The organism is Actinoplanes cyaneus, assembly GCF_016862095.1.
GTDB lineage: Bacteria > Actinomycetota > Actinomycetes > Mycobacteriales > Micromonosporaceae > Actinoplanes > Actinoplanes cyaneus.
The window spans coordinates 21,984-36,136 of record NZ_BOMH01000003.1; the positions used below are offsets into that span (position 1 = coordinate 21,984).

Here is a 14,153-nt window from a genome sequence, read left to right on the forward strand (position 1 = left end):
CTACATAGGGCTTGACCCGGGCGTATCCACGTCTACCGTTTGCTTATGGACGGCGAGGAGTTCATCCACACGGCCCTCGTCGTGGCGTTCACGGCGGACTCGGGTCACCCCCGGGGCCTCCAGCACGCCATTGACGAGATCTACCGGCTGTTGCACGAGGCCCCGGCGGGTCACCCCGACCTGGTCATCGGCTGGGGAGTTCTCTTCGACCTGCTCCAGGAGCGCGCCGAGGCCTCCGGGGACCTCGCCGACTGGGATGCGCTGGTGGACGCTGCCGGGTGCATGGTGCTCGTCGCCGACCCCGGGACCGAGCTGGCCGTACGGGCCTGGCGGCGGCAGTGGCAGTCGCTGCTGCTGCGCCACCAGGTGACCCGGGACCCCGCCGACCTCAAGGACGCCACTGTGGCCGCCGCCGCCCTCGCCGCGGCGACCGCCGCCGTTCCCGCCCCCGTTCACCAGCCACGACCGCGCCGGCCGTGGCGATGTGATTGATCCGGGGGCGATGTTTACACGTATCTGAGAGCGAGTTACAGTCGTCACCCCGCATGGGAGCGCTCCCATGACCTTCCCCCAAAGGTGACGAAGCGTTGAAGCGTAGTCTGAAACTCATTCTGGCCTCGGCGTTCGCCGTCGCCACCGTTTCCACAGTGGCGTTCTTCGCCCTGCCGGCCAGCGCGGAGGCCGCCTCGTTCACGGTGACCAACTCGTGGAGCTCGGGATACCAGGGTGAGGTGACGATCAGCAACCCCTCGTCCTCCTCGATCAGCACCTGGAAGGTCGAGCTGACCCTCCCGGCCGGTTCCACTGTAGGACAGGCCTGGAACGCGACGCTCGCGAGCGCCGGGCAGACGTTCACGTTCACGCCGGCCGGGTGGAACGCGACGATCGCCGGTGGGGCGTCGGCCGGCTTCGGCTTCGTGGTGAACGGGACCGGGCGGCCCACGTCGTGCACGGTCAACGGGCAGGCCTGCACGGGGCTCACCGGGTCGACAGCCCCTTCTTCCCCGGCCTCCCCTTCTCCGGCCACGTCGGCCTCCCCCAAGCCTTCTGCTTCTCCGTCCGCGACTTCTCCCTCCGCGACCACCACCTCGGCCTCGCCCCGACCGACCGCCACCTCCGCGGGCAGCACGCCGCTGGCGATCAACGGGCAGCTCAAGGTGTGCGGGACGAACCTGTGCAACGCGGCCGGCAAGAAGATCCAGTTGCGCGGCGTGAGCAGTCACGGCATCCACTGGTTCCCGAGCTGCTACACCGGCTCGGCGCTCGACGCGCTGGCCACCGACTGGAACGCCGACCTGTTCCGGATCGCGATGTACGTCCAGGAGGGCGGGTACGAATCCGACCCGACCGGCATGACCAGCAAGGTCAACAGCCTGGTGGACCAGGCCGAGGCGCGCGGGATGTACGCCCTGATCGACTTCCACCTCCTCAACCCCGGTGACCCGAACTACAACCTCGCCCGGGCCAAGGAGTTCTTCGCCAAGGTGGCCGCCCGCAACGCGACCAAGAAGAACGTCATCTACGAGATCGCGAACGAGCCGAACGGCGTCTCCTGGGCGAGCATCAAGAGCTACGCCGAGCAGGTCATCCCGGTCATCCGCGCGAACGACCCGGACGGCATCGTGATCGTCGGCACCCGTGGCTGGTCGTCGCTGGGCGTCTCCGAGGGCTCGTCGTCCGCCGAGATCGTCAGCAACCCGGTGAACGCGTCGAACATCATGTACGCGTTCCACTTCTACGCGGCGTCGCACAAGGACAACTACCGGGCCGAGGTCTCGAAGGCCGCCGCGTCGCTGCCACTGTTCGTCACCGAGTTCGGCACGGTCAGCGCCAGCGGGGACGGGGCGGTCGACACCGCGAGCACGAACACCTGGCTCGATCTGCTGGACCGGTTGAAGATCAGCTACGCCAACTGGAACTTCGCGGACAAGAGCGAGGGCAGCTCGATCCTCAAGCCGGGCGCGTGCGCCGCCGGGACGTTCTCGGGCACGGGCGGGCTCACCGAGTCCGGCCAGCTCATCCGCTCCCGAATCCGGACCGCCGACGACTTCTGACCCGCCCTCCCCTGCGCGGGTCATGTAGGAGGCGGGCCGGGGCCCTACACCCCGGCCCGCCTCGGGCTCCGGCGGGTCAGGCTCACCGCCGCGGCGCGCTGTTGCCGGCTGGTTCTCATGGTCGTTGTTCATCCCTCATAACGACCATGAGAACCAGCCGGGCCTCGCGCCGTATCGCTTCCGGGACCGGCGGCGGACGTCGCGGCTTCTCTAAGTAGGTTCTTATATAAGTCTCTTCTGATAGGGTGCTGTTTGTGCATGCGTTCGACGTGCTCGGCGACCCGGTGCGGCGCCGGATCCTGGAGCTGCTCGCCGACGGTGAGCAGACGTCCGGCGCCGTGACCGAGGTGATCCGCGCCGAGTTCGGCATCTCGCAACCGGCCGTGTCGCAGCATCTGCGGGTGCTGCGGGACAACGGTTTCGCCACCGTCCGGCCGGCCGGAGCGCGGCGGCTCTACGCGGTCGACGACACCGCGCTGCGCCAGGCCGACGAGTGGCTGAGCCGATTCCGGCGATTCTGGACGCCGCACCTCACCGCGATGGCCACCGAGGTCGCCCGCGGCAAACGACTGCGGCGGCTGGCCGCGCCCGACGACGTGAAGGAGCATCGATGATCGACGTGACCGAGCAGATCAGCAGCGTGCAGCGCACCCTCGGCGACACGACCCTGGAGGCCGGCGAGGCCCGGGTGCTGACCATCAGCCAGGTCTACGACACCGACATCGACGACATGTGGGACGTCGTGACCGTCGCCGACCGCATCGAGCGCTGGTTCCTGCCGATCTCCGGTGAGCTGCGCGAGGGCGGGAAGTACCAGTTCGAGGGCAACGCCGGTGGCACGATCACCGCCTGCGACAAGCCGCGCTCGTTCGCCGCGACCTGGGAGTTCGGCGGCGGCATCAGCTGGATCGAGGTGCGCCTCACCCCCGAGGGCGACGGCCGCACCCGCTTCCTGCTGGAACACACCGCGCACGTCGACGACCACTGGGACCAGTTCGGCCCCGGTGCCGTCGGCGTCGGCTGGGACTCCGGCCTCCTCGGCCTCGCCATGCACCTCGCCGCGCCCGAGGCGCCGCGCGACAACGACGCGATCATGGCGTGGATGGTGTCCGACGAGGGGAAACGCTTCCTCGAGTTGAGCAGCTCGGCGTGGGCCGCGGCCGACATCGCCGCGGGGACCGCGCCGGCCGAGGCGGAGAAGCGCGCTGCCGCGACGTACGCCGCTTACACCGGGTCCTAGATTCTTGCGCGTACGGGGTGGGCGCCGCCCGTGACCCGCCCGACCTCACCGGTGGGCACGGTCCGCAGCGCGCTCCCGCCCGCCGGGCTGGCGCTCAGAGGTGCATCCAGCCCCGGAAACACCTCCCACCACAAGCTGACGGCCGCCGGCTGGCGCTCAGCGGTGCATCCCGGTCCGGAAACACCTCCCACCACAAGCTGACGGCCGCCGGCTGGCGCTCAGCGGTGCATCCGGGTCCGGAAGCACCTCACAGCACCAGCCGGCGGGCCTCAGCCGGGGCGGGAAGACCTCCGAGCACCGGCACGATGCCGTGTCGGGGTTGATTCCGCGGGATGGATGCCGTAAGCCCTGCGGTATGGACGGGGAGAAACTGCGGCAGCACTGTCTCGCGAAGCCCGGCGCCTGGCAGGACGAGCCGTGGGAGGGCGACATCGTGGTCAAGGTCGGGCCGAAGATCTTCGCGTTCCTCGGCAGCACGGGCACGACAGTCGGCGTGAAGTGCGGCAAGGGCCGCGACCTGGCCGACGAGTGGCTGACGCGGTACCCGGAGGACGCCTCGGCCAGCGCCTACATCGGCCGACACGGCTGGAACACGCTGCGGTTGCAGGGCGCGATCCCGGAGGACGAGATCCTGGAGGCGGTCGACGCCTCCTACGACACGATCGTGGCCTCGCTGCCCAGGAAGGACCGCCCGGCCGGCGAGTGACCGGCACTGAGGCGCGGCGCCCGGCCCACACGATCGTGGCCTCGCCGCGCAGCAAGGACCGCCCGGTCGGCGAGTGACCGGCACTGAGGCGCGGCGCTCGGCCCGCCTCCGTGGCCCGTTCGTCGTCCCGGCGCACGGCAGAGCCCACCCTCCCTCAGGGGGACCACCACCCTGCGTCCATGGTGGCGTATTCGGCCAAGATCATGCCCGTGGCCTGTGGACAACCCCGCAGTGTGGACAACCGGAATGTGGCGCCGTCGTGGGCCTAGGCTCGGGTGGACGAGAGGACGAAATCGACCAGGGCGGTGGCGTATTCGTCGGCGCCGGCCGCGACCTGGTCCCGGAGGTGGGGAGGGGTGGCGAGGACGTGGTTCAGGACGCCGCCGCACACGCAGTCGAGGAGGAGAGTGACGCTGGTGTCAGGGCGCAGCTCACCACGGTCGATGGCCCGGCGGACGATCGCGCGCGCCGCCAGGACCTGTGACTCCTGGAGGCGCTGCAGGTGGTCGCGGACCTCGGGGACCCGCTGGGCGTCGACGCGCAACTGGAGGGCGGCTCGGCCGGACTCGCCCAGGTAGGAGCGCTGGATCTGCTGTGCCAGGCTGATCAGGTCCTGACGGACGGTGCCCGTGTCGATGTCTTCGATGCCGTTCAGGCGTGCGGCCAGGGCAGCCGCGAGGAGCGCTTCCTTGTTGGGCCAGCGGAGGTAGATGGAGGCTTTGCCCACGCCGGCCCGGCGGGCGACCGAGTCGACGGTGAAGCGGTGCCAGCCGTTCTCGCCGAAGACCTCGGCGGCAGCCCGGGTGATCCGGTCGTCGACCTCGGGGTCGCGCGGACGACCTTGCGGACCTGCCGACAAGTCACGCGGACGGCTCTGTGGAGTTGCTGACATCGGGCCGCCTTTCGTTGCCGCGTGGTCTTGGCCAGCATAGTGTCGGCTTCCTAGACAGGAGTCGTCTAGGAAGTGGGGTTCGGATGGCAGCGATGACCCGCGCGAGTGGCGACGCGATCGTCGTGACCGGTGTCGCGCAGCGTGAGGCCTGGAAGGCGCGCGAGCTGCCGCCGGTCGAGCACCTGGCCGGCGGCGTCTGGGCGGTGCCGGGTGCCGCGCCGAGGGACGGCCTGCCCGCGGCGGGGCGGCTGGGCGGCGGAATCTGGTCGGTGCCGGTGCCGATTCCGCACAATCCCTTGCGATACACGTTGTGCTACCTGATCCCGGGTGACGACGGGCTGGTCGTGGTCGACCCGGGGTGGGACAGCGACGAGGGCTGGGCAGCGCTGGAGAGTGGGCTGCGAGCGGCCGGGGCGACCCCTGACGACGTGCGGGGTGTCGTGGTCACGCACGTGCACTCGGATCATCACGGGCTCTCGAAGCGGCTGCAGCAGTCCGGCGCCTGGGTGGCCATGCATCCGGCCGAACGGGACGCGCTCACCCCGAGCGGCTCGCCGGTCGACTGGCTGCGGGCGCATCACGTGCCCGAGGACGAGTTGGCGGTGCTCGCCGGGACGATCGGGCGGCATCGGCTGACCGCGCCGGCGCAGCCGGATGTGCTGCTCGACGACGGGGACGCGGTGCCGGTCAAGGGGCGGAGGCTGACGGTGGTGTGGACCCCGGGGCATACGCCGGGGCACATCTGCCTGCTCGAGCCCGACGCCGGGGTGCTGCTCACCGGCGATCATCTGCTGCCGAGGATCAGTCCGAACATCGGCTTGCAGCGGCCCAGCTCGTCACCCCTCGAGGCGTTCCTGGAGTCGCTGGTGGCGGTGGCCGCGCACGACGGGCTGGAGGCGCTGCCCGCGCACGAGTACCGGTTCTCGGGCATCGCGGCCCGCGCCCGTCAGCTGCGGGCGCATCACGACCAGCGTTGTGAGGAGATCGTAGCGACGGTCGAACGGCTGGGATCGCCGGGGATCTGGCAACTGGCGTCGGAGCTGACCTGGTCACGGCCGTGGGAGGAGATCGGGCCGATGCGGGTGGGCGCGGTGGCCGAGACGATGGCGCACGTGCGCTACCTGGCCGACCGGGGCGCGCTGACCTGGTCCGGCGACGTGGTGACCCGGGCGACCTGAAACCAGTGATGACCCGGGCGGCTTGAAAGCAGTGGTGACCCGGGCGGCCTGAACCAACGGTTACCCGGACGACCTGAAAGCGGCGGTGACCCGGGCGGACTGCAAAGCGGCGGTGACCCGGGCGGGCTGAGACCGCGCGACAGCGGTGAGACGGGGCCGCCGGACACGACGGCCACCGGCTGGACCACAACCGCCGCCGGCGCGCGAGGCACCGGCGGCGGCCGGAGACGGTCAGGCGAGCTTCTTGGACTTCTTGATCGCGGCGGTGAGCGCCTCGAGCAGCGGCGCCGCGCCGTTCCAGGAGTAGATCGGGACGGCCTGCCACGGGAAGACCTGGTTGGCCTTGACCGCGGGAAGCGCGTTCCACGACGGCTTGGACGTCAGGTCCTTCGGCTGCAGCGTGCCGGTGCGGGCGTCCAGGAAGATGATGTCCGCCTTGTACTTGTCGGCGTTCTCCCAGCTCAGCGACTCGTAGTAGTCCTGGCCCTTGACCTCGGGCATGATCAGGTCGACGCCGAGTTCCTTGAAGTACATCAGGTCGGAGCTGACCGCGGCGCTGGAGACATAGAAGATGTCCGCGGCTCCGGAGCCGAAGAGCACCTTGATGCCGCCGGACGCCTTGGCGGCCTCGGTCAGGTCCTGAGCGGCCTTCTCGAAGCGGGCCTTGGCCGCGGTGACCGCCGGCGCGTTGAGGTCGGCGCCGAGCGACTTGGCCAGCTCGGCGTAACGCTCGATCGGCTTGTTCAGCGGCACCCGGCCGACGGTGATCAGCGCGTTCGACGGCGCGACGGCGAGGATCTTGTCCTTCGACTCGTCCGGCACGTACCACCAGGCGCCCGGGTCGAACTGGTGGGTGACCAGCAGGTCCGGGGTGAGCGCGGCGTACTTCTCGACGGAGAACTCGCCCCACGCGTTGCCGACGATCTGGACCTTGTTGACGTCGAGCGAGCCGGCCTGCTCCTCGGCGGTGCCGTCGGCCTTCTTGGTCTCGCCGAAGACGCCGACGATCTTGTCCTGCAGGCCGAGGTCGACCAGGGCGGCGGCGGTGCCGGTGAACGCGACAATCTTGGACGGCGCCTTGTCCGCCTTCAGCTCCTTGGGCTGGTCGTCGGTGAAGGTCCACGGGCCGGACGCGGCGGCGGCGGACGAGGCCGGCGAGGACGTGTCGTCCTCCTTACCGCCGCACGCGCTCAGCATCGCGCCGGCGACGGCGGCGCCACCGGCGGCGAGCAGGCCGCGACGGGACAGGGGCAGGGACGAAAAAGACATGCTCACATCTTTCGCAGGACAACGGGCCGGTCACTCGACCGACTGAATGGTTAGGCTAACCTAACGAACCGGACGCGCGTCAACAGGATCCGCCGGAAGCGAAAGGGAGCCCACCACTGTCCACCATCGACATTCTCCCTGAGCAGCGGCCTGATCTGCGGCTCCGGCGGGCTGCCGGGCTCGTTGTCGCGCTCGCCGTTCTCGCTGTCGTGCTGGTGCTCGGCATCGGGTTCGGGGCACGGTTCCTCTCCCCCGGCGAGGTCTGGTCGGGGCTGACCGATCCCGGCTCGCAGTACTACCGGATCGTCCACGAGATGCGGCTCCCCCGGACGCTGCTGGGCCTGCTCGTCGGCCTGGCGCTGGGCCTGGCCGGGGCGATCATGCAGGCGCTGACCCGCAATCCGCTGGCCGACCCGGGGCTGCTCGGGATCAACGCCGGGGCGTCGGCAGCCGTCGCCACGTCCGCCGCGTTCTTCGGCGTCGCGACGTTCTCCGGGTACGTGTGGTTCGCGCTCGGCGGGGCTGCGGCGGTCACCGCGCTGGTCTATGCCGTCGGCGGCGGTCGCGCGGCCACCCCGGCCCGGCTCGCACTGGCGGGGGCGGCCCTCAACGCGGCGCTCTACTCGTACGTCAGCGCGGTCCTGCTGGGAAATACCGCCTCGATCCAGAAGGTACGATTCTGGACGGTTGGATCCCTGGCCAGCGCGGACTTCGACACGCTGAGGCGGCTGACCCCCTTCGTCGCGGCGGGCCTGGTCATCGCGCTGCTGGCCGCCCGCCCGCTGAACGCGCTGTCGCTCGGTGACGACGCGGCGCGCGCGCTCGGCGCCCGGCCCGGCCTGATCCGCGCCCTGGTGATCGTCGCGGTGACGCTGCTCTGCGGCTCGGCGACCGCGGCGTGCGGCCCGATCATCTTCGTCGGCCTGCTGATCCCGCACCTGGTCCGCCCGTTCACCGGGCCGGATCTGCGCTGGATGCTGCCCTACACGGCGGTGCTCGCGCCGGTGCTGCTGGTCGGGTCGGACGTGCTCGGGCGCGTGCTCGGCAGCCCCGGCGAGCTGCAGGTCGGCGTCGTGACCGCGGTGCTGGGCGGCCCCCTGTTCCTCTACCTGGTGCGAGTCGCGAAATGAGCAAGGTGATGGTCATCCGGCCTCGGGCCGTCGTCATCGGCGCCGGCGCGCTGCTCGCCATGACCGCGGTGGCCGTGCTCACGCTGGGCACCGGCGACTTCCCGATCGCGCCCGCCGACGTGGTCAAGACCCTCGCCGGCCAGGGCAACGCCGCGCAGACGTTCATCATCAACGAGCTGCGGCTGCCCCGGGTCGTCACCGCGATCCTGGTCGGCATGGCGCTGGCCGCCGGCGGCGCAGTGTTCCAGTCGATCACCCGCAACCCGCTGGGCAGTCCCGACATCCTCGGCATCACCAGCGGGGCGGGCGCCGCGGCGCTCGCCGTGGTGATCCTCGGCGGCAGCAGCACCGCACTGTCGCTCGCCGCGATCACCGGCGGCATCGGCACCGCCCTGCTCATCCAGCTGATCGGCGGGCGGCGCGGCCTGCAGGGCTACCGGTTCATCCTGATCGGCGTCGGCATGACCGCGATCCTCAACGGGATCATGGGCTGGCTGCTGACCAAGGGCGTGCAGATGGAGAACGCCCGGGCCCTGCTCTGGCTCGCCGGCAGCTTCGACGGCCGCGGCTGGGAGGAGGCGTTGCCGCTGCTCGGCGTGCTGATCGTCACCATCCCGATCCTGGCGGTCGTCTGCGGGCCGGGCCTGCGGATGCTGGAGATGGGCGACGACGTGGCGGCCGGGCTGGGTGTCCCGGTGAAGCGGCTGCGCAACGGCGCGCTGCTGGTCGCCTCGCTGGTCGTCGCGTGCGCCGCGGCGGCGGCCGGTCCGGTGAACTTCGTGGCGCTGATCGCGCCGAACATCGCCCGGCGGGTCACCCGCGCGCCGGGCCCGAACCTGCTGCCGTCGATGGCGATCGGCGCGCTGCTCACCGTCGCCGCGGACTGGCTGGCCATGCACTCGGGCTATCCGCTGCCGGTCGGCGTCGTCACCGGCGGGCTGGGCGGCGCCTACCTGGTCTGGCTGCTGATCAGCGAACGCAAGGCCGGGCGCATCTGACCATGAATCACACAAGGGCCATGAATCACGCAGGAGCCATGAACCACACAGGAGTACGAGAATGAGCCGACTGAGCGGCACCGGACTGACCCTGGCGTACGACAAGCGGGTCATCGCCGAACAGCTGAGCGTCGAGATCCCGGACGGCTCGTTCACCGTGATCATCGGCCCGAACGCGTGCGGCAAGTCGACCCTGCTGCGCGCGTTGTCCCGCCTGCTCAAGCCGGCCGCCGGGACGGTCCTGCTGGACGGCGGCGACGTGCACTCCCTGCCGACCCGCACGGTCGCCAGGACGCTCGGCCTGCTCCCGCAGTCGTCGACCGCGCCGGACGGGATCACCGTCGCCGAGCTGGTGGCCCGCGGCCGCTACCCGCATCAGGGCCTGCTGCGCCGCTGGTCGGAGCGGGACGAGCAGGTGGTCACCGAGTCGATGGCCGCCACCGGCGTCGGCGACCTGGCCGACCGCAACGTCGACGAGCTCTCCGGCGGGCAGCGCCAGCGCGTCTGGATCGCGATGGCGCTCGCCCAGCAGACGCCGTTGCTCCTGCTGGACGAGCCGACGACGTACCTGGACATCGCCCACCAGATCGAGGTCCTCGACCTCTGCGCCGAGCTGCACGAGCGGCAGGGCCGGACACTGGTCGCGGTGCTGCACGACCTGAACCACGCGGCCCGCTACGCCACCCACCTGATCGCCATGCGCGACGGGAAGGTCGCCAGGTCCGGCCCACCCGGTGAGGTGCTCACCGCGGCGCTGGTGGAGGAGGTCTTCGGGCTGCCGTGCCGGGTGATCGACGACCCGGAGACCGGGACACCACTGGTCGTACCGGCCGCCCGGCGGAAAACCTCAGTCCAGGCCGAAGTCTGACGAAAGGGGTGGCAACACCCCCTGTTCGCGGACCCGGGAGTTCATCGATGTCCTCCGCCGAAACCGCCCGGAACGGCAACGTTCTGGCCCGCTGGTTCACCGATCTCCGGGTCCGGAGCAAGATCCTCGCCTCGGTGCTGCTCATCGCCGTCGCCGTCACCGGCGCGTGCATCCTGGCGATCGTGCGGATGGGCGACATGGACGAGCAGCTGGCGACCGTACGCAGCCAGAACATGACGAACATCGACCTGCTCGGCAAGATCCGCGGCACCCAGGCCGAGATCGCCCACTATGCCGCGATGTCCGGTTCGGCCGCATCGGACGCCGACCGCGCCGCCGCCGGGCAGGGCACCGCGAAGGCCGTGCAGGCGCTCGACGACACGCTCGAGCAGTACAAGGCCCAGGAGAAGAGCGCCGAGGCGGCCGCCGCGACCGAGGAACTGATCACCTACGTCACCACGTTCGAGCAGGCGCTCAGCGACGTGCAGTCGGGCAAACCGGTGGAGACGTCGGTCTTCAACACGTCGGTCGGCGGCATGTCGGAGTCGGTGGCCGAGCTCGCCCGCGTCGAGACCGAGGGCGCCGTAGCGGCCCTGGACAAGGCACACGACAACTACGTCTCGGCGCGCCGCGACGTGATCGTCACGCTCGGCCTGGCGCTGCTCGCCGGTATCGGGTTCGCGCTGCTCGCCGCCGGTTCGATCACCCGCCGCCTGCACCCGGTCGCCGAGGCGATGGAGGCGATGGCCGGCGGCAACCTCAACCTCGAGGTGCCCGCGTCCGGCCGCGACGAGATCGGCGCGATGGCCCGCTCGGTCAACAAGGCCACCACGTCCGTACGGGAAACGGTCTCCGCCCTTGCCGAGGGCGCCCAGCTCCTGGCCCACAGCTCCCAGGAACTGGCCCGGGTCAACGACCAGACGGTCGCCGGCTCGCGGGCGGTCACCGATCAGGCCGAGGCCGCGAACGGCTCCGCCGCCGAGGTGTCGTTCAACCTGCAGACCGTCGCCACCGGCGCCGACGAGATGGCGATGGCCATCCAGGAGATCTCGCAGAGCGCCACGGCCAGCGCGGGCGTCACCATGGAGGCCGTCTCGGTCGTCGCGCAGACCACCGAGACGGTCAGCAAGCTCGGCGCCAGCTCCCAGGAGATCGGCGCCGTCGTCAAGACGATCACGTCGATCGCCGAGCAGACGAACCTGCTCGCCCTCAACGCGACCATCGAGGCCGCCCGCGCGGGCGAGTCCGGCAAGGGTTTCGCGGTCGTCGCCGGCGAGGTCAAGGAGCTCGCTCAGGAGACCGCGAAGGCGACCGAGGACATCTCCCAGCGCGTCCAGGCGATCCAGGCCGACACCGAGAGCGCTGTCGCCGCCATCGCCCGCATCGGCGAGGTCATCGAGAAGATCGACCAGTTCCAGACGACGATCGCCTCCGCCGTCGAGGAGCAGTCCGCCACGACCGCCGAGATGAACCGCAACGTGGCCACCGCCGCGGCCGGGGCGTCCGAGATCGCCCGCAACATCAACGGGGTCTCCAGCGCGGCCGAGCAGAGCACGATGACCGTGGCGGCGGCTCAGCAGGCCGCGTCGGAGCTGGCCACGCTCGCCGGCGACCTCAACCAGCTGGTGAGCCGCTTCACCTACCGGTGAACACCGCCCCGACCACGTGCTCGGCGATTGCCAGGGAGGAGGTCGCCGCCGGCGACGGGGCATTGCGGACGGCCGTGACAGAGCCCAGCCGGTGGATGCGGAAGTCGTCGACGAGACTGCCGTCGCGATCGAGGGCCTGGGCGCGCACACCGGCCCCGGCACGCACGACGTCGGCCGCGCCGATCTCCGGGACGTACCGCATCGCCTCGGCCATGTACCGGCTCTTGGACAGCGAGCCGCGCACCTCCTTGACGCCGGTGCGCCAGTGCCGTCGCGCCATCCGCCAGGCGCCCGGCCAGGCGGCGAGCGCGGCGAGATCCGGGACGGAGACGCTCGAGCGCTTGTAGCCCTCCTTCGCGGTGGCGAGCACCGCGTTCGGGCCGACCTCGACGACCCCGGTCACGCGGCGGGTGAAGTGCACGCCGAGGAACGGGTACCGCGGGTCCGGAACCGGGTAGATCATGCCCCGGACCAGGTCCGCCTTCGCCTTGGTGACCCGCATGTACTCCCCGCGGAACGGGATGATGATCGGCTCCTGCTGATCACCGGCCAGCCGCGCCACCCGGTCCGAATGGATCCCGGCGCAGACGATCAGCCGGTCCACGACCAGCCGGCTCTCCCCCGAGGTGACCTCGATGCGGCCGGCTCGCTCGCTGATCCCGTCGACCGGCCAGCGGAGGCGGACCTCTCCCCCGGCCGCGACGATGTCGGCGGCGAAGGCCCGGGCAACCCCGGGGAAGTCGGTGATCGCGGTTTCCGGGGAATGCAGAGCGGCCAGCCCCGCGGCGTGCGGCTCGATCTCCCGGATCCCCGCGGGATCGACACGCCGCAATCCGGGTACGGCGTTCTCCCGCGCCCGCACCTCGAGATCGTCGAGCCGCCCCATCTCGTCGGCCCGCACCGCGACGACCAGTTTGCCGCACTCGTCGTAGGCGATCTCCCGTTCCCGGCAGTACTCCTTGAGCAGCGACCGCCCGCGCGCGCACAACCGCGCCTTCAGGCTGCCCGGCGTGTAGTAGATCCCGGCGTGCACCACCCCGGAGTTGTGCCCGGTCTGGTGCAGCGCGACGTCGTTCTCCTTCTCCAGCACCACGACCCTGGTGCCCGGCCGCCGGAGGGTGATCTCCCGGCCGATCGCCAGCCCGACGATGCCGGCCCCGACGATCCCGACGGTCTCGTCAGCCATCAGTGTCCCCCTCTGTCCCCGATCGTTGCGTCCCGCCGAAGTGGACCACGAACGTCGCGACCGTGGGGGCGCGTCCCCGTCGCCGTCGTGTGCGCGCCGGGCATCGATCCACCCCGGAACTGCGAGAATCGGTGCCGCTCGGGCATGATGAGTGGCCGGAACCGGCCGCGACAGGAAGACCACGAGTACCGATGGCGTCTGAGCACGACACCGAACGGCGAGCGGCGCGCGTGTCCGCCCCGACCACGGCGGCCCAGGCCCGCGATGCGCTGCGCGACGCCATCCTGCGCGGGGAATACCTGCCGGGCGAGCGCCTGGTCGAGGCGCAGCTCTGCGAACGTCTCCAGGCCAGCCGCTTCAACGTCCGCGCCGCCCTGCAGGACCTCGCCGCCGAGGGCCTCGTCGAGGTGCAGCGCAACCGCGGCGCCCAGGTCCGCAAGGTGTCGCTGGCCGAGGCCGTCGAGATCACCGAGGTCCGCATGGTCGTCGAGGGCCTGATCGCCGCCCGCGCCGCCGAACGCGTCACCCCCGAGCAGGCCACCGAGCTCGACGAGATCGCCGTCCTGATGCGCCGCGCCGTCGAGGCCGGGGAGCACCGGCGGTACAGCGACCTCAACGTCCGCCTGCACGCGCTGGTCCGCGACATCGCCGGCCATCGGACCGCCGACCGCATCGTCGAGACCCTCCGCGGCCAGCTGGTCCGCCACCAGTACATGCTGTCGATGCTCCCGGGGCGCCCGCAGGCGTCGCTGCCGCAGCACGAGCGCATCATCACCGCGATCCGCGACCGCGACGCGCGAGCGGCCGAGGCCGCCATGCGCGACCACATCTCCAGCGTCATCGACGCCCTGCGCTCCATGGACTACCTCGGCCCGGCCTGACCATTCAGCCACCGGGATCGACAGCTGCGGATCAAGACCGGCAGGGCACCAATCAAGATCAAGTTCTTCATGTCCCCTCTCCGCTGTGGTCACCCTTCGCTG

At 70.9% G+C, this 14,153-nt stretch carries 14 protein-coding genes; 11 read left to right on the forward strand and 3 right to left on the reverse strand.

Going from position 1 to position 14,153, the window contains the following annotated elements; translation table 11 throughout:
- Positions 1-45: 45 nt before the first annotated feature.
- The 5 genes from Acy02nite_RS02620 (at position 46) to Acy02nite_RS02640 (ending at position 4,000) form a co-directional block, all read left to right on the forward strand.
- Positions 46-492 carry a hypothetical protein gene (locus tag Acy02nite_RS02620; RefSeq protein ID WP_203738140.1) on the forward strand — a complete coding sequence of 149 codons (447 nt, stop codon included), beginning with the start codon at positions 46-48 and terminating at the stop codon, positions 490-492.
- A gap of 95 nt (positions 493-587) precedes the next feature.
- Positions 588-2,054: a cellulase family glycosylhydrolase gene (locus tag Acy02nite_RS02625; RefSeq protein WP_203738141.1), complete on the forward strand. Its 1,467-nt coding sequence runs from the start codon at positions 588-590 to the stop codon at positions 2,052-2,054.
- A 254-nt stretch (positions 2,055-2,308) separates the two neighbouring features.
- Complete coding sequence (locus Acy02nite_RS02630; RefSeq protein WP_203738142.1) at positions 2,309-2,668, forward strand: ArsR/SmtB family transcription factor; 360 nt, start codon at positions 2,309-2,311, stop codon at positions 2,666-2,668.
- The gene (locus Acy02nite_RS02635) at positions 2,665-3,294 is read left to right on the forward strand and encodes an SRPBCC family protein (RefSeq protein ID WP_203738143.1); all 630 of its coding nucleotides are present in this window, start codon (positions 2,665-2,667) and stop codon (positions 3,292-3,294) included. The genes Acy02nite_RS02630 and Acy02nite_RS02635 overlap by 4 nt, the downstream gene beginning before the upstream one ends.
- A 355-nt stretch (positions 3,295-3,649) precedes the next feature.
- A complete protein-coding gene (locus Acy02nite_RS02640) occupies positions 3,650-4,000 on the forward strand; it encodes an MmcQ/YjbR family DNA-binding protein (RefSeq protein ID WP_203738144.1) in 351 nt (116 codons plus the stop codon).
- 265 nt (positions 4,001-4,265) lie between these two features.
- Here Acy02nite_RS02640 and Acy02nite_RS02645 read toward each other — a convergent pair whose 3' ends face one another.
- Positions 4,266-4,892, reverse strand: a complete 627-nt coding sequence (locus Acy02nite_RS02645; protein WP_203738145.1) for a TetR/AcrR family transcriptional regulator — start codon at positions 4,890-4,892, stop codon at positions 4,266-4,268.
- A gap of 92 nt (positions 4,893-4,984) precedes the next feature.
- Here Acy02nite_RS02645 and Acy02nite_RS02650 point away from each other — a divergent pair, with 92 nt between their 5' ends.
- On the forward strand, positions 4,985-6,070 hold the full coding sequence (locus tag Acy02nite_RS02650) for an MBL fold metallo-hydrolase (protein ID WP_203738146.1): 1,086 nt from the start codon (positions 4,985-4,987) through the stop codon (positions 6,068-6,070).
- A gap of 231 nt (positions 6,071-6,301) precedes the next feature.
- On the opposite strand, the gene Acy02nite_RS02655 is transcribed toward Acy02nite_RS02650, so the two are convergent.
- Positions 6,302-7,345, reverse strand: a complete 1,044-nt coding sequence (locus Acy02nite_RS02655) for an ABC transporter substrate-binding protein (protein ID WP_425548204.1) — start codon at positions 7,343-7,345, stop codon at positions 6,302-6,304.
- Positions 7,346-7,455: 110 nt separating this feature from the next.
- Here Acy02nite_RS02655 and Acy02nite_RS02660 point away from each other — a divergent pair, with 110 nt between their 5' ends.
- From Acy02nite_RS02660 to Acy02nite_RS02675, 4 genes are all read left to right on the forward strand, one after another.
- Entirely contained in the window at positions 7,456-8,469 is a 1,014-nt protein-coding gene (locus Acy02nite_RS02660; RefSeq protein WP_203738157.1) for a FecCD family ABC transporter permease, read from the forward strand.
- Between the two features lie 8 nt (positions 8,470-8,477).
- Positions 8,478-9,467 carry a FecCD family ABC transporter permease gene (locus Acy02nite_RS02665; RefSeq protein WP_203738148.1) on the forward strand — a complete coding sequence of 330 codons (990 nt, stop codon included), beginning with the start codon at positions 8,478-8,480 and terminating at the stop codon, positions 9,465-9,467.
- Positions 9,468-9,528: 61 nt separating this feature from the next.
- The gene (locus Acy02nite_RS02670; RefSeq protein ID WP_203738149.1) at positions 9,529-10,335 is read left to right on the forward strand and encodes an ABC transporter ATP-binding protein; all 807 of its coding nucleotides are present in this window, start codon (positions 9,529-9,531) and stop codon (positions 10,333-10,335) included.
- A gap of 47 nt (positions 10,336-10,382) precedes the next feature.
- Entirely contained in the window at positions 10,383-11,984 is a 1,602-nt protein-coding gene (locus Acy02nite_RS02675) for a methyl-accepting chemotaxis protein (RefSeq protein WP_203738150.1), read from the forward strand.
- Here the strand turns inward: Acy02nite_RS02675 and lhgD are convergent.
- A complete protein-coding gene (gene lhgD, locus Acy02nite_RS02680) occupies positions 11,971-13,170 on the reverse strand; it encodes an L-2-hydroxyglutarate dehydrogenase (RefSeq protein ID WP_203738151.1) in 1,200 nt (399 codons plus the stop codon). The genes Acy02nite_RS02675 and lhgD overlap by 14 nt on opposite strands.
- Before the next feature lie 191 nt (positions 13,171-13,361).
- On the opposite strand from lhgD, the gene Acy02nite_RS02685 reads away from it, so the two are divergent.
- A complete protein-coding gene (locus tag Acy02nite_RS02685; RefSeq protein WP_203738152.1) occupies positions 13,362-14,051 on the forward strand; it encodes a GntR family transcriptional regulator in 690 nt (229 codons plus the stop codon).
- The last annotated feature ends 102 nt before the right edge of the window (positions 14,052-14,153 follow it).

What these genes read in the sequence shown, in the direction of transcription:
- Acy02nite_RS02620 (WP_203738140.1), top strand. Translation starts at nt 46, where the DNA reads ATGGACGGCGAGGAGTTCATCCACACGGCCCTCGTCGTGGCGTTCACG.
- Acy02nite_RS02635 (WP_203738143.1), top strand. Translation starts at nt 2,665, where the DNA reads ATGATCGACGTGACCGAGCAGATCAGCAGCGTGCAGCGCACCCTCGGC.
- Acy02nite_RS02640 (WP_203738144.1), top strand. Translation starts at nt 3,650, where the DNA reads ATGGACGGGGAGAAACTGCGGCAGCACTGTCTCGCGAAGCCCGGCGCC.
- Acy02nite_RS02645 (WP_203738145.1), bottom strand. Translation starts at nt 4,892, where the DNA reads ATGTCAGCAACTCCACAGAGCCGTCCGCGTGACTTGTCGGCAGGTCCG.
- Acy02nite_RS02650 (WP_203738146.1), top strand. Translation starts at nt 4,985, where the DNA reads ATGACCCGCGCGAGTGGCGACGCGATCGTCGTGACCGGTGTCGCGCAG.
- Acy02nite_RS02665 (WP_203738148.1), top strand. Translation starts at nt 8,478, where the DNA reads ATGGTCATCCGGCCTCGGGCCGTCGTCATCGGCGCCGGCGCGCTGCTC.
- Acy02nite_RS02670 (WP_203738149.1), top strand. Translation starts at nt 9,529, where the DNA reads ATGAGCCGACTGAGCGGCACCGGACTGACCCTGGCGTACGACAAGCGG.
- Acy02nite_RS02675 (WP_203738150.1), top strand. Translation starts at nt 10,383, where the DNA reads ATGTCCTCCGCCGAAACCGCCCGGAACGGCAACGTTCTGGCCCGCTGG.
- lhgD (WP_203738151.1), bottom strand. Translation starts at nt 13,170, where the DNA reads ATGGCTGACGAGACCGTCGGGATCGTCGGGGCCGGCATCGTCGGGCTG.
- Acy02nite_RS02685 (WP_203738152.1), top strand. Translation starts at nt 13,362, where the DNA reads ATGGCGTCTGAGCACGACACCGAACGGCGAGCGGCGCGCGTGTCCGCC.